At 47.4% G+C, this 20,934-nt stretch carries 16 protein-coding genes; 13 read left to right on the plus strand and 3 right to left on the minus strand.

Going from position 1 to position 20,934, the window contains the following annotated elements; translation table 11 throughout:
* Window positions 1-4 precede the first annotated feature (4 nt).
* From IC229_RS03810 to IC229_RS03850, 9 genes are all read left to right on the plus strand, one after another.
* The gene (locus tag IC229_RS03810; RefSeq protein ID WP_190885593.1) at window positions 5-226 is read left to right on the plus strand and encodes a hypothetical protein; all 222 of its coding nucleotides are present in this window, start codon (window positions 5-7) and stop codon (window positions 224-226) included.
* Entirely contained in the window at window positions 219-1,148 is a 930-nt protein-coding gene (locus IC229_RS03815; protein WP_190885594.1) for a PstS family phosphate ABC transporter substrate-binding protein, read from the plus strand. The genes IC229_RS03810 and IC229_RS03815 overlap by 8 nt, the downstream gene beginning before the upstream one ends.
* Window positions 1,149-1,239: 91 nt before the next feature.
* Window positions 1,240-3,015 (plus strand): tetratricopeptide repeat protein, encoded by a 1,776-nt coding sequence (locus tag IC229_RS03820; protein ID WP_190885595.1) that lies wholly within the window; start codon window positions 1,240-1,242, stop codon window positions 3,013-3,015.
* Window positions 3,016-3,183: 168 nt separating this feature from the next.
* Window positions 3,184-3,759 carry an adenylate kinase gene (locus IC229_RS03825; protein WP_190885596.1) on the plus strand — a complete coding sequence of 192 codons (576 nt, stop codon included), beginning with the start codon at window positions 3,184-3,186 and terminating at the stop codon, window positions 3,757-3,759.
* A 12-nt stretch (window positions 3,760-3,771) separates the two neighbouring features.
* Entirely contained in the window at window positions 3,772-4,776 is a 1,005-nt protein-coding gene (gene obgE / locus IC229_RS03830) for a GTPase ObgE (RefSeq protein WP_190885597.1), read from the plus strand.
* Window positions 4,777-4,836: 60 nt separating this feature from the next.
* Window positions 4,837-7,821, plus strand: coding sequence for an Ig-like domain-containing protein (locus tag IC229_RS03835; protein WP_190885598.1), 2,985 nt, complete (start codon window positions 4,837-4,839; stop codon window positions 7,819-7,821).
* Between the two features lie 167 nt (window positions 7,822-7,988).
* Window positions 7,989-10,160, plus strand: coding sequence for a T9SS type A sorting domain-containing protein (locus IC229_RS03840; RefSeq protein ID WP_190885599.1), 2,172 nt, complete (start codon window positions 7,989-7,991; stop codon window positions 10,158-10,160).
* A 97-nt stretch (window positions 10,161-10,257) separates the two neighbouring features.
* Complete coding sequence (locus IC229_RS03845) at window positions 10,258-10,983, plus strand: YqjF family protein (RefSeq protein ID WP_190885600.1); 726 nt, start codon at window positions 10,258-10,260, stop codon at window positions 10,981-10,983.
* 76 nt (window positions 10,984-11,059) lie between these two features.
* Entirely contained in the window at window positions 11,060-11,545 is a 486-nt protein-coding gene (locus IC229_RS03850) for a GyrI-like domain-containing protein (RefSeq protein ID WP_190885601.1), read from the plus strand.
* A 50-nt stretch (window positions 11,546-11,595) separates the two neighbouring features.
* On the opposite strand, the gene IC229_RS03855 is transcribed toward IC229_RS03850, so the two are convergent.
* The 3 genes from IC229_RS03855 to gcvP form a co-directional block, all read right to left on the minus strand.
* Window positions 11,596-12,393 carry a TspO/MBR family protein gene (locus IC229_RS03855; protein WP_190885602.1) on the minus strand — a complete coding sequence of 266 codons (798 nt, stop codon included), beginning with the start codon at window positions 12,391-12,393 and terminating at the stop codon, window positions 11,596-11,598.
* Window positions 12,394-12,458: 65 nt separating this feature from the next.
* The gene (locus IC229_RS03860; RefSeq protein ID WP_190885603.1) at window positions 12,459-14,450 is read right to left on the minus strand and encodes an OmpA family protein; all 1,992 of its coding nucleotides are present in this window, start codon (window positions 14,448-14,450) and stop codon (window positions 12,459-12,461) included.
* A 155-nt stretch (window positions 14,451-14,605) separates the two neighbouring features.
* The gene (gene gcvP, locus IC229_RS03865) at window positions 14,606-17,512 is read right to left on the minus strand and encodes an aminomethyl-transferring glycine dehydrogenase (protein WP_190885604.1); all 2,907 of its coding nucleotides are present in this window, start codon (window positions 17,510-17,512) and stop codon (window positions 14,606-14,608) included.
* A 102-nt stretch (window positions 17,513-17,614) separates the two neighbouring features.
* Between gcvP and IC229_RS03870 the strand changes: the two genes are divergently transcribed.
* Genes IC229_RS03870 through IC229_RS03885 form a run of 4 tightly spaced genes read left to right on the plus strand, consistent with a single transcriptional unit; the run spans window position 17,615 to window position 20,916 of the window.
* Window positions 17,615-18,451, plus strand: coding sequence for a glycosyltransferase family 2 protein (locus tag IC229_RS03870; RefSeq protein ID WP_190885605.1), 837 nt, complete (start codon window positions 17,615-17,617; stop codon window positions 18,449-18,451).
* A gap of 6 nt (window positions 18,452-18,457) precedes the next feature.
* Window positions 18,458-19,225, plus strand: coding sequence for a DUF268 domain-containing protein (locus tag IC229_RS03875; RefSeq protein ID WP_190885606.1), 768 nt, complete (start codon window positions 18,458-18,460; stop codon window positions 19,223-19,225).
* A gap of 3 nt (window positions 19,226-19,228) precedes the next feature.
* Window positions 19,229-20,020, plus strand: coding sequence for an FkbM family methyltransferase (locus IC229_RS03880; RefSeq protein WP_190885607.1), 792 nt, complete (start codon window positions 19,229-19,231; stop codon window positions 20,018-20,020).
* Window positions 20,021-20,049: 29 nt separating this feature from the next.
* Window positions 20,050-20,916 carry an alpha-1,2-fucosyltransferase gene (locus IC229_RS03885; protein ID WP_190885608.1) on the plus strand — a complete coding sequence of 289 codons (867 nt, stop codon included), beginning with the start codon at window positions 20,050-20,052 and terminating at the stop codon, window positions 20,914-20,916.
* Window positions 20,917-20,934 lie beyond the last annotated feature (18 nt).

Genomic DNA, 20,934 nt, shown 5'->3' on the forward strand with positions numbered 1-20,934 from the left:
ATTTATGCGCGGACAAAATCGAGGTCCGGCACAGCTAACGTTGTACATCGCAGCACTGGCTTCGCTGGCATATTTGGGAGGAGGCATCGCGTTGATTGCCTCCTCTCAGTCTTTTGGAGTGTTCCCTGAGCCGGGCCCTTTCCGGTATGGAATGGGAACTTTGCTGATTATCTATGGCGCTTTTCGAGCCTATCGGGCCTATCAACGTTTTCAGGAAAATGACTAGTCGATTTTGGGTTATCGCCAGTCTTATATTTATCATAATAGGCTGTACCAGCAAACCAGCATTAGACAATCCGTCGCAGGGCGAAATTGTTATTGCTGCCGACGAGTCTTTCCAGCCATTGGTGTTTCAACTGACGCAAGCGTATTCGGGGATTTATCCGAATGCCCACTTTAAAGTTGTTTATAAGCCTGAACAAGAAGCTATTAATATGCTGCTTCAGGACAGCGCCCGACTGGCTTTCGTTACCCGTAAATTAAAGCCCACTGAACAGGGCGTACTGAATCAGCGTAAAATTAAAGGTGGGGCAGAGAAGATTGCTACGGATGGCGTCGCACTCATTGTGAATAAGGCAAATACGGATAGTTTAATCACAATGAGCGAACTACAACGTATTTTTACGGGTCAAGTGAAGGGGTGGAGCCAATTGAAAGATGGCAACCAAGCCGGGCCCATTACGTTAGTGTTCGACAATAACAATTCCAGTAATTTGGCGTTTGTTTTAAACATATTCAAGGTAACAGAGGTTAAAAACCTACGCATTTTCACAACGCGGTCTAATCGGGAAGTAATCGAATTTGTCCGTAAAAATCCGTCGGCACTGGGCTTTATCGGTGTGAACTGGATCAGTGACAGTGATGAACCCCTATCGGTCGAGTTAGCCCGCGAATTACGCGTAATGGGTGTGTCCGAAAAACAGAATCCAACGAAGCGAGACGATTATTTTCAGCCGTTTCAGGAGGATTTAGGAATGCAGCGGTATCCGCTACGTCGCCCGGTTTACGTACTGAGTCGCGAAACTCACCCTGGTTTAGGGGGAGGACTGGTTAATTATGTTGCTAGAGATGCCGGTTCGCTGATTATTCGTAAATTGGGTCTTTGGCCTACTGTACCATATAATCGGGAAGTGAATCTTGTAAAATGAGTATGTTTGTTGGTTTAGCCGCAATTTTTTAGTTTTGTCGATTGTTTTGTGAGCACTAATCTATTTTATCCTAATTACCAACTTAAACTACATGATGACTAATCAAAAGCGATCGCTGCTGAGCATCCTGTTCTTTGGGGCAACGATGACGACTCCTATTCTGGCTCAGGATGTCGTTCAGGCAGCCATGAAAGATGTCGAGGCCGAGCGATATACAAAGGCAGAACAAGCGCTTACCCAATTAGCTAATAGCTCGCCAACTGCCGATAATCAGTTTTATCTGGGTTATTATTTTCTCCGAAGTGGCCAGATAGATAAAGCAAAAGCTGCCTTCGATAAGGGTAATGCTGCTGACGCCAAAAACCAACTCAACAATGTTGGTTTGGCAGGTGTGGCATTGGCCAAAAAAGATAGAGCTGGTGCTAAAGCACTGATCGACGGTGCTCTTGCCGCTACGAAGAATAAAAACCAAGCTGTTCTGGTGAAAGCTGGGGAAATGTATACATTGTCGGAACAGACTAATGACCCAGCCGAAGCGCTACGTATCCTTCAACTTGCTGACGAAAAAGACAAGAAGAATGAGGATGCCGAAATCGAAATGCTGATGGGCGATGCTTACTTCCTGAAAAATGACGGAGGTAACGCTATTACCAAGTATGAGAACGCAATGCAAATCCGCCCCAATTTAGCCGAGGCTAACTATAAAATTGGTCGATTGTATCTGCGGGGTAAAAACTACGCTAAAGCACAGGAATTTTTCAAAACGGCCATTCAGAATGATGCTGAATTCTCGCCAACGTATCGCGCTTATGCAGATGCATTGGCTAATTCACGGGCATACAAGAGTGCCGCTCAGAACTACGAACTGTTTATCCAGAAAAGCGGTACCACTGATCCTGAATTACTGCTGGACGTAGCACGGTACAAGTTCCTGGCTGAAGATTATCAGGGCGCTATTGCGTATCTGGATCAGTTAAAAGGGAAAATTAACAACCCAATTATCGACCGGATGTATGGCTGGGCTTACGCTGCACTGGGTAAAAATCAGGAATCTGTAGAGTCGCTGAATAAGTTTATTACGTCGTCTCCCCAGAAAGTGATGTATGACGATTACAAGTATCTGGGTCGGGCTCAAATGCAATTAAATACGCCAGAAGGCGACTCGTTGGGTATTCTTAACTTAGAGAAAGCAGCTACGCAGGATACTACAGAAAACCTGTATCGCGAAATTGCGAAAACCCTCTATGATAATAAGAAGTACGACAAAGCGGCTGCGTACTACGCTAAAACAATTGCTAACGACAAAAAGCCACAAAACAATGATTACCTGTGGTTAGGACTTGCCAACTATCAGTACGCTCCACGTATTGGTCGGGATAGTACAGCCGCTCCTATGGATACGGCACAAATTCGCCAACTGAAGGAGACGTACTATTTACGTGCCGATTCAGCTTTTGCTATGATGGCTTCGAAAATTGAAGCCGACGGTAAGAAATATCCTTTAGCTTATTATTACCGTGCCGGTGCTAATTATTACGCTTATCCGAATGATCGGATGAAGGGTGCAGCTGCTGCTGAGCCTCTTTATCTGAAATTCATTGAGCAATCTATGGCACCTGATTCATCAGATAAAACCGATTATAAGCGCTACCTGATTACTTCTTACAAAGCGTTAGCTGGTTTTAGCATATTGAAGAAGGATGACGAAAAGGCAAAAGAATACTTTAATAAGGTGCTGGAACTCGATCCTAATGACGAAAGTGTGAAAAAAGCACTGGAAGGTCCTAAAGCACCGCCGACACCGACGCCGACTACTAAACCCGCTTCTAAAGCAGCTCCAGCTAAGAAGAAGGTTGCTAGTAAGTAGCGATTTTTAAGTCATATTAGAAAAGCGCAGGTATAAATCCTGCGCTTTTTTTGTGGATTCGAGTTAATAACATATGCACTATTAAGGGAATACCACTATTATTTGCCTGTGAATTGTAACTTTGCGGTCGCAATTTTTTTGACTTAACGACACTACCGCCAAAACTCTATGCTTAACCTTGTACTATTTGGCCCTCCTGGAGCCGGAAAAGGTACCCAAAGCGAAAAGCTAATTCATAAATACAATCTAGTCCATTTATCGACCGGCGATTTATTACGCTCCCAAATTGCGGCCGGAACCGAGCTGGGTTTACGTGCTAAGCAGTTAATGGATCAGGGCTTATTAGTGCCTGACGAAGTAGTGATTGGTATGATTGAAAGTAAATTACGTGAAAATCAATCAGCCCCAGGCTTTATATTTGATGGATTTCCTCGAACTGTTTTGCAGGCCGAAGCACTTGACAGTCTGTTAAGTCATTATCAAACTCCAATTACAATCATGATTGCTTTGATTGTAGATGATGAAGAATTGATTCGGCGTTTGCTAAAACGGGGCGAAACTTCGGGCCGACCCGATGATAAAGATGAGACGACGGCACGCCGGAGAGTAAGTGTTTATAATAAGGATACTATGCCTGTTGCTGATTATTACAGTCAACAAGGTAAATTTGTAGGGATTGATGGTATTGGTACGATTGACGATATATTTCTAGCTATCTGTGAAAAAATTGATAGTCAGAAATAAGGTGACATTTATATGGCTTCATCTAATTTTATTGATTACGTAAAAATAAATTGTCGTTCAGGCGCGGGTGGTGCTGGTTCACTTCATTTCCGGCGGGAAAAACATACGCCTAAGGGCGGTCCCGATGGAGGTGATGGAGGACGGGGAGGACATATTATTTTACGTGGCAATGCTCAACTCTGGACACTTCTGCATTTAAAATACCGCAAGCACGTAAAAGCCGAAAACGGAGTTCCCGGCGAAGGCGGACGACGTAGTGGAGCCCAGGGTGAAGACGTAATTCTGGACGTACCGCTGGGCACCATTGCCCGGAATCCAGATTCGGGAGAGCAATTGGCTGAAATTACTGAACACGAGCAGGAAGTTATTTTATTGCCCGGAGGCCGGGGAGGATTAGGTAACGATCATTTTAAAACATCGACTCAGCAAGCGCCCCATTACGCGCAACCAGGTGAACCAGGTCTGGAAGAATGGATTATATTAGAGCTAAAATTATTGGCTGATGTCGGACTGGTTGGTTTTCCGAATGCAGGAAAATCGACACTTCTATCGGTTATGTCAGCGGCTCGTCCTGAAATTGCTGATTACCCGTTTACAACCCTTGTACCTAATTTAGGAGTCGTTGCTTATAGAGACTTCAAATCGTTCGTGGTGGCCGACATTCCGGGTATCATCGAAGGGGCTTCGCAAGGGAAAGGACTTGGCCTACGGTTTTTGAGGCATATTGAGCGAAATTCTGTTCTGTTATTTCTGATTCCTGCTACGTCTGAAAATATCCGGCAGGAGTATAATACGTTGTTGAGCGAGCTACGGGCTTTTAATCCTGAATTGATGGACAAAGGCAGGTTGCTGGCCATTACCAAAACAGATTTGGTTGATGATGATACGTTAACTCAACTTAAAAAAGAATTACCACAGAAAGTACCTGTTGTCTTTATTTCATCAGTTAGTCAGCGGGGTTTGAATGAATTAAAAGATAGTATCTGGCAACTGCTCACCGCAACCGAGCCAGTCTAACTTTGCCCAAACTTGTTTGTCAATGATCGAAGGGATCGGTTGGTTGCGCATTAAACTATTATGAACTATTTTTCTGTAGCTGCTCGTACTGCATTTTTTCTATTGCTACCTGTTTTTGCCATGGCTCAGCTTCAAGTCTCCTTTCCGACGACACGAGCCGTTTTTCAGCGTGATAAGGCGAATCAGGCAACATTTCGAATCACTGGCTATTACACAACGGCAGGTATTACACGTATCGAAGCCCGATTAATTGCGCGGGAGACTATGGGTGTAACGACCGAATGGCGCACTATCCAAAATGCACCCACTGGTGGCGTGTTCGCTGGCGATATTGCCGGTTTTGGTGGTTGGTATAATCTGGAAGTGAGAGCCATGATTGGCGAACAACAGACAGGCAACGTAGTGACTGTTGAGCGGGTCGGCATTGGCGAAGTGTTTATTATTGCCGGTCAATCGAATGCACAGGGCGTTCACCAGCAAGCCCCCAATCCGAAAAACGATCTGGTAAACTGCGTAAACTATGCATATCCGAAAATTAGTTATCCTAATGAGCCTCCTACACCAGTTTTTACCCTCTTAGATAATACTGAAAATTTTGCTATTGCTCCCAGAGGAATTGGCAGTTGGTGCTGGGGTCAGTTAGGGGACTTACTAGTCAAGCGGTTGAAAGTACCAATTATGTTCTTTAATGCCGCTTATGAGGGTACCCCAGTCAGAAACTGGCGTGAAAGTGCGCCAGAGGGTGGTACGGCTTTCAGTGTCTACAATGGCGACCCTTATCCACCCCGTCAACCCTATATCAATCTTAAGCTTGCACTGCAATTTTATGCTAATATGCTTGGGCTTCGTGCTGTTCTCTGGCACCAGGGCGAGGCCGACAACCTAATTGATACCGAAACAATTTCGTATGTCAATGACTTGCAGACACTTATTTCTATTTCACGACGGGATTACAACCAAAATATGTCTTGGGTCGTGGCACGGGCTAGCTACGGGGATGATATAGGTAAATCGGACGCTAATATTCTTCAGGCACAAAACCTGGTCATTAATAACACAGCCAATGTATTTCCAGGACCTAATACCGATGGCATACAGGTGCCCCGTGCTCGGCCACCTATGGGCGCAGCAACAGAAGGATTACACTTCGATAATGAAGGTCTCATTGAAGTAGCTGGTGCCTGGAATGCGAGTTTAACCGATAATTTTTTCCAACAATCAACGACTATAGCCCCTGCTCCAACTCCTACAATAGGAGTAACCTGTGGTGCCAACAATACGCTGACACTGACTGTCAATGGTAATTACCCCAATGTTCAGTGGGAATCAGGTGAAACGGGCAGTAGCATCACGAAAGGGGCAGGCACGTACCGAGCTAAAATTAAGGATGCACTGGGCAATACGTTCTTCAGCGGGCATGTTAAGATCAGCGATGCTCCCACAGCCGGTGTTGTTAATAATGGAATCCCATCGGTTTGTGTAGGCAGCAGCCTGGCACTGACCAGCAATTATGAAAACGTAACGTGGTTGGATCAACAACAAAATAACGCAACCGTAGCCAATACCCGAACCTTCTCTACAACGACGGCGGGTGCGTACTACGTTCGGTACCGCGATATAAGTGGTTGTGATTTCAATTCGAACGTAGTGAATGTTCGGGTAAATCCGTTGCCAGCTACGCCTACCGTTACGAATGAAAAAACCGCTACATTATGCCAGGGTGAAACCACTACGTTACGTGCCAGCAGTGATAACGTAACATATAACTGGAACGATGGGCAAAAAGCTAAAACCATCAGCGTAGGGGCGAATGGTTCTTATTTTCTGACCGTAACCGACCAGAACGGCTGTACATCGGCCCAGTCGAATACAGTTGCCATTACCGTAAACCCTATTCCGGTAAAACCAACCGTTACGGCCAACGGACCTACTACGTTCTGCGCCGACCGAAACGTTACGTTGACCGCTCCGCAAAACACGGCCTATCTGTGGAGCAGTGGTCAGACGACCCAAAGCCTGACGATCAACCAATCGGGTGATTATACAGTTCGTACCCGAAACCAGTTCAATTGTTCGTCTGTGCCATCCGACATTGTTACGGTAAAAGTTAATCCCCTACCAGCTATACCAACTGTTTCGGCGGGGGGAGCTACTACGTTCTGCGAAGGGGGGCGTGTAACGCTTACGGCTACTAGTTCGTTTAGCGTACTTTGGTCAAGTGGGCAACAGGATAAATCCATTACGGTTAGTGCGTCAGGAAATTATGCCGTTCAGTCGCAGGACCAGAATGGCTGTTTGTCGCCTTATTCTACAGTTATTGCCGTCAAAGCGAATCCATTACCGCCTGCACCATCGATCATTGCCAACCCATCACCGATCATTTGTGAAGGTGATAAGGTAACGTTACGTGTAGATGGACCTTATACTGTTTTCTGGAATACCGGCGATTCGACCAAAAGTATTATCAGGAGCGCTGCCGGTACGTATTCGGCAAGAGTTCGGGATGTGAACGGTTGTATTTCGGCACAGCCTGGCTCAACCACGGTGGTTTTAATGCCACTACCGCCAGCGCCGACCGTTAGAGCGATTGGTACGTATACACTAGAAGCAGTTAGTTCGGCCAACGGAACCCAGTTTCGCTGGTTCCGGGGCGCGGATTCGTTAGCATTAAACGCCCCCATCATCAAAGCGAACGAGCCTGGAACGTACACGGCGAAGTCATCTATTGTATATTCGCAGAGTTTGACCTGTTTTTCGGTTGCGTCAAATCCACTTTCATTTACTATTGATGTAAACAATAAAGGATTGAGCATTTATCCGAATCCAAATCCGGATAAAATTGTGTTCGTAGAAACCCAGGCTAATCTGACCAATGCAATCCTGACAATCTATTCGTTAGCTGGTCAACCCATTCTAACAACTACAGTTGGCGTATTTGACGAGCGTAAGCAATTAGTCCTTACGGGCTGGCCTGCGGGTCCCTACATACTACGTGTACAAGCGGGGAGTTTCGACGTTTCGAAGCGAATTATACTCGGATTGTAATATTAACCCCGTATTGACCGTTTACTCAAGAGAATAATCAGCAGAGTTGCATTTTACCGGGAAATCGGCTGAAATTCAGAAACCCCATCGAAAGAAAGGCCCGATTTTTGCAATTACCTGCTCGTTAATTCGGCACCGAAGGGCAAACGTGGGATTAATTATAACCGATGAACAACCATTATCTTCTGTTACGTCTTGTCGTGATTGGATTGGTAATTACCAGTCTGCCGCCTGCCGTAGCCCAAACCAGTAGTCAGGTACTTAAAATCACGTTTCCCGAAAGCAGGGCTATTTTTCAGCGTGAAAATGATAATACTGGTACGTTCTATCTGTCCGGTACGATCTACCAGCCTGTCGATAGTGTTCAGGCTCGTGTACAGGCAGAAGTGGACGGTCAGGGGACAAACACCAACTGGGTAACGATTCAGCGAAATCCACAAGGCGGTATTTTTCAGGGCTCGCTACGGGTAAAAGGTGGTTGGTATCGGGTTGAAGTTCAGGGTTTTGTGAGCGGAAAGGTTGTTAGTAGTGACGTTGTCCGTAAAATAGGAGTCGGTGAAGTTTTTATCATTACTGGCCAGTCTAATGCGCAGGGTTTTCAGGATTTTGGGGCAGTGGGCGCGGCAGACGACCGAGTCAACTGTGTTACGTATAACAACATTACGGCCAATTCAACCGCCGATCCTCCTGCGCCTACGTTCGAGCAATTAAGCGCCAATTCGTTTATTGGCCCACGTGGGCAGAGTGCATGGTGCTGGGGCGTTCTGGGTGATAAGATCGCTCAACAATTCAACGTGCCAGTTCTTTTCATTAACACCGCCTGGCAGGGAACTGTCATTAAAAACTGGCGGGAAAGTGCCGATGGAAAACTTGCTAAAAACATTTTCGCAATAGGCACGCCTAATGAGAATTTTCCGGCTGGTATGCCCTATGCCAACCTGGTTATTTCACTACGTTACTACTGCTCCATTCTGGGTTTGCGCGCTGTTTTATGGCAGCAGGGCGAAAATGATAACGTTCCGTTGCATTCAAGCCGCGAAGCCTACCGGGAGGACATGCAATATTTAGTTAATAAAACCCGCGCCGATACGGAGCGGTATCCGGCCTGGGTACTGGCCAGATCTTCTTACAATTCAGGTCAGGTAAGTCAGGAGATTCTTCAGGCTCAGAACGACGTTATCAGCACGTATAATAACAACGTATTTGCCGGCCCATTGACGGATAATATTCAGGTACCCCGTTTCGAAGGACAAGTCCATTTTGGGGGCGACGGTCTGAAACAACTGGGTCAGGCGTGGTTTGAAAGTCTGAATAGTATTTTCTTCACAAGTTCGCGCCCGTTGCCGCCATTGCCTCAGCCTACCATTACCGTTACGTGTGCCGCCAATGGAAATCTGACATTGAGTTTGCCTAATCTTTATCGATCATATGCCTGGAACTCAGGGGCGGCTACCCAATCGATTACGGTAACACAGCCGGGCCTTTATCGGGCGGTGCTCAAAGACCGGATTGGTAATACGTACCTTTCGCCAGCTATCGACATACAAACCAATACGTTGCCTTCGACCCCAACTATTTCGTTGGCTAGTCAGCCGGGTCAGGTTGCCAGTAACCAGCAACAGGTTTGCTCAGATTCATCAGTAGCGCTTACAATCAATACGTTAGCCAACAGTACGGGCATATGGAGTGCAAGCGGAGTTACAACAACTGCTAAAACGTTCACTCTTAGTAAAGCAGGTACGTATACATTACAGGCTGTCAACGTATATGGTTGTAAATCAGCTCAAACGGCTACTATCAACCTGACTGTGCAGCCTAAAGTGCCAACACCGAGTGTTGAACAGGTAGGTGTATACACCATCAAAGCGATATTGCCTACCCCTAGCGGAGGGATATCTGATGCCTTTGATTGGCGTCGGATAAGCGAGCGGAATACGGAATTGCTTCCGACTTCCAGCTCAGAGATAAAGGTGGTCGTAGCGGCCAGTTATTCGGCTCGAGCCAAGACAACTTTTGCCATCGTCAACGGAGCCAACATCACCTGTTATTCGCCCTATAGCACACCTAAACCGTTCGCATTCGATAAATCGAATGGTGGATTGAGCGTTTATCCAAATCCATCTACAGATGGAACAGTTATCGTTGAAACGGTCGAAAACCTTAGAAATGCGGATATTGACGTTTTCTCGCTTACCGGTCAGCGGATGTTCTCCAGTCAGGTTCCTTTACTCGATGAACGTAAAGCACTTGATCTGACAAGCGTAGCACCAGGAATTTATCTGGTTAGAGTTCGCTCGGCCGGCTTCGACGTATCAAAACGGGTAATTATTAACAAATAGTCATTCTCTTCAAAGGAATATCTATATTATAGAGGGCTACAGTCTATTTTGGGCTGTAGCCTTCACTTTTTATACACGAACTGCCATAAATTGTAGCATGGAAAAGCGAACGTTTCTGAGTGCAGAATGGCGTAATCTGATCATGCTCAATTATGAGGTGCCGAGCGACGTATTGATACCTCATTTGCCACCCGGCATAGAGCTCGACTTGTGGGAGGGGAAAGCGTTGGTTAGCATGGTTGGGTTTCGGTTTCTTAATACGAAAGTGCTGGGCGTTCGATGGCCGTGGCATGTCAATTTTGAAGAAGTCAACCTACGCTTCTACGTTCGTCGTTTCGATGGGCAGCAATGGAAACGGGGCGTTGTTTTCATCAGCGAGATTGTTCCCCGACCGATTATTGCCACCGTTGCCAACGTATTATACCACGAACGCTATAGCTCAATGCCGATGCGTCATACGATTAAAGATACTGACTCTGATAGTAAGCTGATACGTTACGAATGGAAGCACAAAGGCCGCTGGAATGCGTTAGGCGGTACCGTTCGCACTACGTTGCAGGCCATGCCATCAGATGGCGCTGAGGCATTCATTTTTGAACACTATTGGGGATATAATAAACTAAGCGAAACGGCTACGCATGAGTATCAGGTTGAGCATATTAGCTGGCAAATTGCTGAGGTTCGTGATGCGTTTATGGATGCCGACGTAGCGGAATTGTATGGTGATGCTTTTGTTCCCTTTTTGACAAAACCGCCTGTCTCTGTTTTTTATGCCGACGGTTCGCCCGTATCGGTTCGGATTGCCGGGAAAATTTACCAGTAACCGTTTTGCTGCTGACATACCGCTGTCACTACGTTGGTTGACCTTTGTGTTGGTTATTCATTAATCCCCAACCAACATGACAACGCAACTGTCGATTCCAGAAAATGCTTTATCCATCCAGGAAACCGTTCTCTTCACGGCGCTCACATTTACGACACGTGCTACGTTACGTACGCTAGCGCAATACGCACCCAGTGTTGCAGAAAACCTTTATCGCGAAGCCAATCGGCTCAATTTGAACGTAGCAGGCCCGGTTCAGTGGATTTATACGGGCGTGAATGGCGACGAAACCAACGAATTTCAGTTAGAGATTGCTTTACCTATCGCCCAGGCTGGTGAGCCATCTGCCAAATTTCCCTACAAAACGTTTCCCTCCTTTCGTTGCGCGACCTACTCGTACACTGGCCCGTGGGGCGACTTGCTTGGTGTGTACGACGTACTATTTTCTCAATTTTATCGGAATGGTTATCAGAACAATGGCTACGTTCGTGAGGTGTACACTACGGTTGATCTTGAGGATCAGGAGAATTGCGTAACGGAGATTCAGATTGGTCTGGTTTAATATGGCACTACTCATTCAGGTTACGCTGATGTCAGCCAACCAACCTGGAATTAGGCGACAGCTCTTTTGAGGCTTCCAACGGCTAACCCAATCGCGATGATTGCACCGGCAAAAGCGGTCCACAGAATTGGCTTATTAAGCTGTTGCTCCAAAGCAATCGCGACATAGGCCCACGTGAAGACCAGCATAAAAGCAATCGACCGAAACCGATTAAAAATTACCGCACCGACAACTAATCCGACGATTAGTATGGCTAGTGCCCAGGTCGGTTCACTCAATCCCATCAGTGTAAAATCAGAGGCTTTCAGATAAACTGCTACGTTCAGAATAGTAGCTACCGTCAGCCAGCCGAAGTAGATAGAAAAGGGTATTCGTGCTAATAAGGTTTCGCTGGAGGATGCGGTTGTTTCGGGCAACGTAGCGTCGGGGTCGACAGGAACGAGTGGTACGTCTTGACTGGCCAGCAGGTATTGCTCAATAATGGCTGCTGAAAACAGCATCACCAAAATAACGATCAATGCCAGACCGATACGTTCGTTGTTGAAAAGTGGGCTCCAGATGGCATTGCAGGTGGTATTTAACACAACCCACCAGCCAACTAATCGGAAATGCGGATTGGTTCGCTGGGATGGTAGAGCCTGGTATACAGCAAACGCCAGCAGACCCAGAAAGATAAGTCCCCAGATAGAAAATGCGTAACCGGCCGGTGTAATTAGTGTGTGATACTTATCCGAAATATCACCGTTCGTTTTGCTGCCAAATACACCTGCATTCGACAGATAATTCATCGTAATCATTGCTATGACGCTGATTACGACCAGAAACTGTCTGAGCTTATCCTGTTGCATACAACAAACCCCATTGATTGATAAGCCTATCAACCAATGGGGTTTAAGAATGTTTTAAGCGCTTGTTACAGTTCCAGAATTTTAAATTCAGTACGTCGATTGCGCTGGTGTTCTTCTTCGGTTTTGGCGCTTTTTACAATCAATACCGATTCTCCATAACCTTTGTACGTCATTCGTTCGGCGGCAATTCCCTTCGAAACGATATATTCAACGGCTGATTTAGCCCGATTCTGTGATAATTTCTGGTTATACGCATCGCTGGCCCGCGTATCCGTGTGCGAACCAAGTTCGATTTTCAACGTCGGATTGTCCTGTAGAATCGCAACTAGTTTGTCGAGTTCAAGAGCCGCATCCGGGCGGATATTGTATTTATCCAGGTCGTAATAAATATTCTCGAGCACGAACGTTTTGTTGAGCGTCGCCTTGTCAAGAAGAATGTCTACGGTGAAGGTCGTATCTGTTTGTGGTTTGGTCAGGAAAATCTGCGGAATACTTTTTCCCTGCATCGTAAACGCTTCCCGGCGAGTTAAATAGCCTTTCCGTATGGCCAGAATCGTATAATCTTTACCCTCCACAAGCGGATATTTACCAAACGTACCGGGCTGGCCGGTTACGACTTCGGCAATTGGCTGACCCGTGGCATCGTCCAGGATACGTACCTGGGCCGAATCGAGTGGAGTTACGGGCGTTTCATTGGCCGAAACCGTTCCAGCAAGAAAGTAACGTACCGTTTTCGGTGCGTCGGGGGTGTTCTGAGCAACTGTTGGGGTTTCGGGGGTTAAACCTTCCTGAAAATAATAGATATCATCGTCGCCTTTGCCACCGGGACGGTTCGATGCCAAAAAGCCCTTGTTTGGGTCAGTATAAACCAGGCCGAAATCATCAGAAGCGGAGTTAATGGGCTGGCCCATGTTTTCAATCCGCGTAACACCGCCCGAACGTGTCGCCACAAAAACATCTAGTTTCCCCAAGCCAGGATGCCCATCCGAAGCAAAGTACAGCTTTGCGTTTGGTGCTACGTACGGAAACATTTCATCACCCGGCGTATTGATATCGCGACCCATATTAACCGGACGGCTAAACCGGCCCGAAGCGTCGATACTCGTGCGGTACAGATCAATTCCACCAGCACCACCAGCGCGGTTTGAGGCAAAATACAGCGTTTTGCCATCACCCGAAAAGGCCGGAGAGCCATCCCAGGCGGTCGAGTCGCTGATAGGCAGACGTAGCGGCTGGCTCCAGGCGTTTCCATCGCCCAATCGGCTGATGTATAGGTCTACATCGAGGCCGCCTTTCCGTTTACCGTTGTTTCCCCGCGCAAAAACCATCGTTTTGCCATCTTTCGAGAAAGCCGGTGTTCCTTCGTTCACATCACCCTGAAATACGTTATTGCTGAATGGCTCAGGAGCAGGGGTTGTGCCTGTTTCGTCGGGATTCTGGTTCAGCTTGGTTCTGTATAGCCCCAACATCGGCAGGCCGTTATTCTTATACATCTGCTCCTTCCGCGAAGCCGTGAATACCAGCTCTTCCCCACGTACTACCGGGGCAAATTCGGCACCAGTCGAGTTCAGATTGCCCATGTTTTTTAACGTAATGAGCAACTTATTTTTCGAGATAATGTCGATAGCTTTCAACGTTTCTACCTCGCGTTTGGCTTTATCGAGCGTAGGTTTCGCGGTGGTTTTTGGCGCATTGGCAACGTATAGCTGCAATTGTTCCAGCGCAGCCCCGTAATTGCCCGTCGACTTCAACGCATAGGCATAGTTCAGATGGGCGTCTGATTCGGTGGTCTTAGCCTCGATGGCTTTTTGATAGAATGGAGCAGCTTCACCAAACCGATTCGAAAGACGGTAGGATTCTGCTACATAGTAATTAAGTCGGGCCTGGTCGATGGTACCAGTATTCGCTTTCTGGAATTGAGTAAGGGCAAGATTATATTCACCAGCGTCGAAATGACGGACGCCTTTTTTATACGCCTGCATGGCCGAATTACAGCCTCCTAGTCCGAAGGCCAGACTCAACGCCACCAGTAGCACCGACAACGTATTGATTTTCATAGAGATAATTGAGCAGAGAGTAATTCCACGCTCAAGATAATGCAAATTTGAGCGGCTATTACTTTTAACGAATAGAATCCCCTAAATATTGAGCGGTTTATAACGTAACGTGGCCCGATTAGCGAACTAGTCGGGCCACGTTACGTTAAGCTATTTTATTGTGCTACTTCGCTGGCTTCTTCGGCGTAAGCTTCTACGGGAACGCAGGCACAAACCAGATTTCGGTCGCCGTAAGCCGAATCGACGCGGCTCACACTTGGCCAGAATTTACGGGCGCGAACCTGCGGTAGCGGATAAGCAGCTTTTTCGCGGCTGTATGGGCGATTCCACTCATCGTTGATAACAACCGTCGCCGTGTGCGGAGCGTGTTTCAGTACGTTGCTGGCACGATCAGCTGCACCATTTTCGATTTCGCGAATTTCGTTACGTATCGAAATCATAGCCTCGCAGAAACGGTCGAGTTCGGCTTTGGATTCGGACTCCGTTGGCTCGATCATTAACGTACCAGCTACCGGAAACGAAACCGTTGGCGCATGGAAACCGTAGTCCATTAGCCGTTTGGCGATGTCCTCAACTTCAACACCCGTCGACAGCTTGAAAGGGCGACAATCGACAATCATTTCATGCGCACAACGACCGTTGGTGCCGGTGTACAACGTATCGAAATGACCTTCGAGCCGCGCTTTGATGTAGTTCGCATTTAGAATAGCGCGTTTCGTGGCGTTCGTCAGACCTTCTCCGCCCATCATCGCGATGTAGGCATACGAAATGGTCAGAATGCTGGCCGAACCATATGGAGCCGCTGAAATAAGCAAACTTGTACCTTCGGCCGATGAAGTCGGATTCGCTTTCTGAATGGCGGGAACCTGCGTCGGTAAAAACGGAACCAGTTGAGAAGCCACGCCAATCGGGCCCATACCCGGACCACCGCCACCGTGAGGAATACAGAACGTTTTGTGAAGATTCAGGTGACACACATCGGCGCCAATCGAAGCGGGTGACGTTAGGCCAACCTGCGCGTTCATGTTAGCACCGTCCATATACACCTGACCGCCATGTTCGTGAATGGTCGCGCAGATTTCCTTGATACTTTCTTCATACACGCCGTGGGTAGATGGGTAAGTGACCATCAGGCACGACAGATCGTTGCTGTATTGTTCAGCTTTGGCTTTCAGGTCTGCTACGTCGATATTGCCCCGCTCGTCACACTTCACAATCACGACTTTCATGCCCGCCATTACAGCACTGGCCGGGTTGGTCCCGTGCGCCGATTGCGGAATTAGTGATACGTTCCGGTGGGTGTCGCCCCGGCTTTCGTGATACGCCCGAATCACCATTAGCCCAGCGTATTCGCCCTGAGCGCCCGAATTGGGTTGCAGCGACATAGCCGCGAAGCCCGTAATTTCGCAAAGCCAGTTGTTCAAATCACTGAATAACTGTTGATAGCCAAGCGTCTGATCTTTAGGTGCAAACGGATGCAGTTTGCCAAACTCCGGCCACGTAACGGGAATCATTTCGGCCGTGGCGTTGAGCTTCATGGTACAACTACCCAGCGAAATCATCGAATGTACCAGCGAGAGGTCTTTTTCTTCGAGCGATTTAAGATAACGTAGCATTTCATGCTCCGTATGGTGCGTATTAAAGACTGGATGTGTCAGGTAGTCAGATTGCCGAACGAGAACTTCCGGCCAGTCGATTTCGAGGCTATTCAGCACGGCATCCATATCAGCTTTCACGCCAAAGACCGTCAATAATTCGGTTACATCGTGAAGCGTCTTTGCTTCATCGAACGATATGCTGACGTGTTCGTCGTCAGGCAAATAACGCAGGTTTATCTGAGCTGCCTTCGCCGATTTTTTCAACGATTCTATATCATTAATCCGAACCGTAATGGTATCGAAATACTGTTCCGTGCTCACTTCATAGGCACTCCAACGTAGTGCGGTGGCGAATGCTTTGGTAAGCGCGTGGACCTGTTCGGCGATAGCGCGGAGTCGTTTTGGGCCATGATAAACGGCATAACTACTCGCCATAACGGCTAATAAAACCTGCGCCGTGCAAATGTTCGACGTGGCCTTCTCCCGACGAATGTGCTGTTCGCGAGTTTGGAGCGCCATACGTAGCGCAGGTTTGCCTTCGGCATCCTGCGATACACCAATAATTCGGCCGGGAATCTGCCGTTTGAACGCGTCGCGGGTAGCAAAAAAACCAGCATGTGGACCGCCATAGCCCATCGGAACGCCAAAACGCTGCGACGAACCCACCACTACGTCGGCACCCATCTCACCGGGCGATGTCAGCAGTGTCAGCGCCAACAAATCAGCGGCTACTGCTACGTTGATGTTCAGGTCATGAGCCGCAGCAATCAGGTCGGTATAATCAAATACAGCCCCATCCGATGCCGGGTATTGCAACAGCAAACCAAAAATGCCCTCGTTCGTCAGGTCGGCGCTCTGGTGATCGCCAACCACTACGTTGATATCCAGTGGAATCGCTCGCGTAATTACTACGTCGATGGTTTGCGGATGGCAGCGTTCCGATACAAAGAACGTAGCCGCATTTTTCTTCGCGGCCGGACGTAGCGCGTAGAGCATGTGCATGGCTTCGGCGGCTGCGGTCGCTTCGTCAAGCAGCGACGCATTGGCCAGATCCATTCCTGTCAGGTCAGATACAACCGTCTGAAAATTCAGCAGCGCTTCGAGACGTCCCTGCGCAATTTCTGCCTGATAGGGCGTATAAGCCGTGTACCAGGCCGGATTTTCCAGAATGTTACGTAGGATAACGTTCGGCGTAATTGTGTCGTAGTAACCGGCGCCGATGTAAGATTTAAACACTTTATTCTGGCCCGCCAGTTTTTTAAAATCCGTCAGAAACTGCATTTCTGATTTGGGAGCCGGTAAATCAAGCGATTTTTCGAGTCGAATGGCTTGTGGAATGGTTTGCTCGATAAGCTGGTCGATGGACTCGACCCCTACTGTTTTGAGCATGTCGGCCTGAGCCGCGTCGGTTTGACCGTGGTGACGGTCTTCAAAAAGATCTGTCTGCTGAAGCGTTAATTTCATGCCTGGGAAACCCGCGTGTTCGTTTGGATGGAAACCCAAATTTACGGGAGAAGGTGCAAACTTCCGTATTATTGTGGCCCGATAATTGCCAGCCCTACTTTGATGCATCAAAATAATGTACCTTTAGTGTCGGTGGTTATGCCGGTTTATAACGGTGAACGGTACCTTACCGAAGCCATAGAGAGTATTTTGACGCAACAGTATTCGAATTTCGAGTTACTGATTCTTGACAATGGATCAACTGATAGCACACCTGATCTGTTAGCCAGATTTGCCCGGGTCGATAGCCGGATTCGGCTACTTCATGAACCAAAACCGTTTGGATATGGGGGCGAAGTAGCCAGTAACGTAGCAGCCCGTCAGGCAAAAGGAGCGTTTATTGCTAAACTAGATGCGGATGACGTAGCAATGCCAGATCGACTGATTAAACAAGTTAATTATCTGATTTCCAATCCAGATGTATTTCTGGTGGGTAGTCAGCTTATACTTATCGACGAGACCGGGCAAGTTACTGGTAAGCGCGACTATCCGGTTACACATGAGGAGATTTATAGCCAGTTTTACCTTAAGTTTCCGATTGCGAACCCGGCCGTCATGTTCCGTAATATCCTGAAAGAGGATATGTATCAAATTAAGTTTCCTCATTTCAATGATTATTACAGTTTGTTTCGGCTCATACATACGGGCTATCGGATGCACAACCTACCCGAAGCCCTGACCGCCTACCGTATCCATACGACCAATACTGTATTTACGAATCTGAGGGCCAAATGGAGCAGTAACGTAATGATAAAACAAGCTTTTGTTCGGGAATTTGGTTACTCGGCTCCCTGGATTCACCGACTGAAAATAGCAGCTATCACACAGGTAATTAACTTGTTCCCGGAACGTATGCTGCTCAAAATAATGAACAAAGCCCGTCAGCTAATCAATGCATAATCGACCATGATTGGACGCATTCTTAAACTCGGCTCTCAAATGGTTTGGGGGGGGATGAAAGCAACTCCCGCTTACATTAGTGACTATTTTACGCTTAAAAAACAGTTAAACGGGCATTCTGACTTTCCGATTCGAAGTTATTACCCGGCCATTTTTGACCGATACGCAGAAAGTGGAGAATTGGTAAAGCATTATTTTTTGCAGGATCTATACGTAGCACAGCGCATCTTCAAAAATAATCCCGTCAGGCACATGGATATTGGCTCGCGTATCGACGGCTTTGTTGGGCACGTGGCTTCATATCGATCCGTGGAAATTATTGATATTCGCCCGTTGTCCCGTTCCATTCCAAACGTAAGTTTTCGGCAGGCTGATTTAATGAATTTGCCACCGGATCTGATCCATTCAACGGACTCTATCTCAGCCCTGCACGCCATTGAGCACTTTGGGCTGGGCCGCTACGGCGATCCAATTGACGTTGATGGGCATATTAAAGCGTTAGACAATATTCGCCAGATTATTAAACCGGGTGGTACGTTCTATTTTTCGTCGCCCATCGGCCCTCAGGGTATTGTGTATAATGCCCACCGCGTGTTCTCTGTCAATTACCTCATTCGCTTGTTTGAGCCTCATTATACGATTGACCGGTTTTCGTACATTGATGACAATGAGCAATTTAGAGAAGATGTTGATGTACATTCCGCCGATGCGCTGACCAATTTTGGATGCGAATATGGCTGTGGTATTTTTGAAATGACCCGACGAACCGATTAAGCGATGAAGCGATTCTTACAGTGGCTGCTGGCTCCTATCCGAATGACATGGCTTCAGCCCTTCTATGAAAAACTGTATTTGTTTACAATTTATGCCATGAATTATGGCGGAGGGTCGTTTACGGATGATAGCGGGGAGAAAAACGTAATTCAATACGTTGCCCGGAAAACCGCTGACCAGCCCGAACCGGTTGTCGTTTTCGATGTGGGCGCCAATGTGGGTAGTTATGCGCGTATGGTGCTGAACGGATTGGGCAATCGGGCAATGATTCATTGTTTTGAGCCTTCGCAAGCAACGTATCAGACCCTGAAAACGAACGTACCCGAACCCAACGTTAAGAAACATAATCTTGGTTTAAGTGATCAGGCAGGCGAGCTGGCTCTGTATACCGATGCCGCGCAATCAGGCATGACCTCTGTATATCAGCGGGATTTACAGCACATCAACGTATCATTTGCCCAGAACGAAGTGGCAGTTTTCAGCACTGTAGATGAGTTTTCTGCTGCCCAAAATATTCGACAAATCGATTTATTGAAAATCGACGTAGAAGGCCACGAATTAGCCGTTTTAAAAGGCGCTCGTCAAATGATCGATGAGCAACGTATTCGGTTTATCCAGTTTGAATTTGGTGGAACCAGTATCGATTCGCGAACGTATTTCCGCGATTTCTGGCGGCTGCTCTCACCGAATTATACGTTATATCGGATCGTTGGAAATGGTCTGCGACGTATCGATGCTTATTCTGAATTCCTCGAAATATTCGTTACGGTCAATTTCCTGGCCGAACGTAAATAAGCCGACCGTTCACCCACAGCTACTACGTTATGGTCATTTCTGTGCTTGCGGGCGGATTAGGGAATCAGCTATTTCAGTACGCTTTTGGCTTTCGCATGGCCCGGCAACTCCAAACCGAACTCCGGCTGGAGCGGCACATGCTGGAAAGTCAAACTTTGGCCCGTCTCCGAAATTATACACCCCGTCAGTATGAACTTGATGTGTTTGGCATAACCAATGCTGAAGCATCGTGGAGTGATACGTTACTGTCCCTGAGCCGAACGTTGCTATCTGGTCACCAGGTGGTTCTGCTACGTGAGTCGGAGCCTGCTACGTTAGCCAAAGTAAGCGCACGAACGAAGGATGTGTTATGCGTTGGCTATTGGCAATCAGAAGATTATTTCAAATCTGAGTCCGAAGCGTTGCGGACGCAATTACGCTTTCAGAAGCGTCCTTCTGATGCTACGTTAGCCGTTGCCGACTCGATTCGGACACACCCAAATGCTACGTTCGTTCATATTCGCCGGGGTGATTACGTAACGAATGCCATCACAAATCAGCATCATGGTGTTTGCGGAGAAGCGTACTACCAACAGGCGGTTAGGTACGTTCGCGAGAGAGCTGCAGATACTCATTTTTTCGTTTTTTCCGACGATCAGACGTGGGTCAAACGGGAGCTAGGCGCATTACTCAGCCCTGCTACGTTTATTGAGCACAATAAAGGCGCTGACAGCTGGCAGGATATGTATTTAATGAGCTTATGCCGAAACGCCATTGTTGCTAACAGTTCGTTTAGCTGGTGGGGCGCGTGGCTAAATGGGCAGTCCGAGCGGATTGTTGTAGCTCCTCAACGCTGGTTTGCCGCTGATAAGTCAAGTTATCCTTCGGTTGTTCCTCCACACTGGATTACAGTATAAATAAACCCTTTTACAAGC

It is taken from the genome of Spirosoma profusum (assembly GCF_014699005.1).
Lineage (GTDB): Bacteria > Bacteroidota > Bacteroidia > Cytophagales > Spirosomataceae > Spirosoma > Spirosoma profusum.

Excerpts from the sequence above, each read along its gene's own strand:
- IC229_RS03870 (WP_190885605.1), top strand. The coding sequence starts at position 17,615 with ATGCATCAAAATAATGTACCTTTAGTGTCGGTGGTTATGCCGGTTTAT.
- IC229_RS03885 (WP_190885608.1), top strand. The coding sequence starts at position 20,050 with ATGGTCATTTCTGTGCTTGCGGGCGGATTAGGGAATCAGCTATTTCAG.
- IC229_RS03875 (WP_190885606.1), top strand. The coding sequence starts at position 18,458 with ATGATTGGACGCATTCTTAAACTCGGCTCTCAAATGGTTTGGGGGGGG.
- gcvP (WP_190885604.1), bottom strand. The coding sequence starts at position 17,512 with ATGAAATTAACGCTTCAGCAGACAGATCTTTTTGAAGACCGTCACCAC.
- IC229_RS03815 (WP_190885594.1), top strand. The coding sequence starts at position 219 with ATGACTAGTCGATTTTGGGTTATCGCCAGTCTTATATTTATCATAATA.
- obgE (WP_190885597.1), top strand. The coding sequence starts at position 3,772 with ATGGCTTCATCTAATTTTATTGATTACGTAAAAATAAATTGTCGTTCA.
- IC229_RS03825 (WP_190885596.1), top strand. The coding sequence starts at position 3,184 with ATGCTTAACCTTGTACTATTTGGCCCTCCTGGAGCCGGAAAAGGTACC.
- IC229_RS03845 (WP_190885600.1), top strand. The coding sequence starts at position 10,258 with ATGGAAAAGCGAACGTTTCTGAGTGCAGAATGGCGTAATCTGATCATG.
- IC229_RS03810 (WP_190885593.1), top strand. The coding sequence starts at position 5 with ATGCGCGGACAAAATCGAGGTCCGGCACAGCTAACGTTGTACATCGCA.
- IC229_RS03850 (WP_190885601.1), top strand. The coding sequence starts at position 11,060 with ATGACAACGCAACTGTCGATTCCAGAAAATGCTTTATCCATCCAGGAA.
- IC229_RS03860 (WP_190885603.1), bottom strand. The coding sequence starts at position 14,450 with ATGAAAATCAATACGTTGTCGGTGCTACTGGTGGCGTTGAGTCTGGCC.
- IC229_RS03840 (WP_190885599.1), top strand. The coding sequence starts at position 7,989 with ATGAACAACCATTATCTTCTGTTACGTCTTGTCGTGATTGGATTGGTA.
- IC229_RS03820 (WP_190885595.1), top strand. The coding sequence starts at position 1,240 with ATGATGACTAATCAAAAGCGATCGCTGCTGAGCATCCTGTTCTTTGGG.
- IC229_RS03835 (WP_190885598.1), top strand. The coding sequence starts at position 4,837 with ATGAACTATTTTTCTGTAGCTGCTCGTACTGCATTTTTTCTATTGCTA.
- IC229_RS03855 (WP_190885602.1), bottom strand. The coding sequence starts at position 12,393 with ATGCAACAGGATAAGCTCAGACAGTTTCTGGTCGTAATCAGCGTCATA.
- IC229_RS03880 (WP_190885607.1), top strand. The coding sequence starts at position 19,229 with ATGAAGCGATTCTTACAGTGGCTGCTGGCTCCTATCCGAATGACATGG.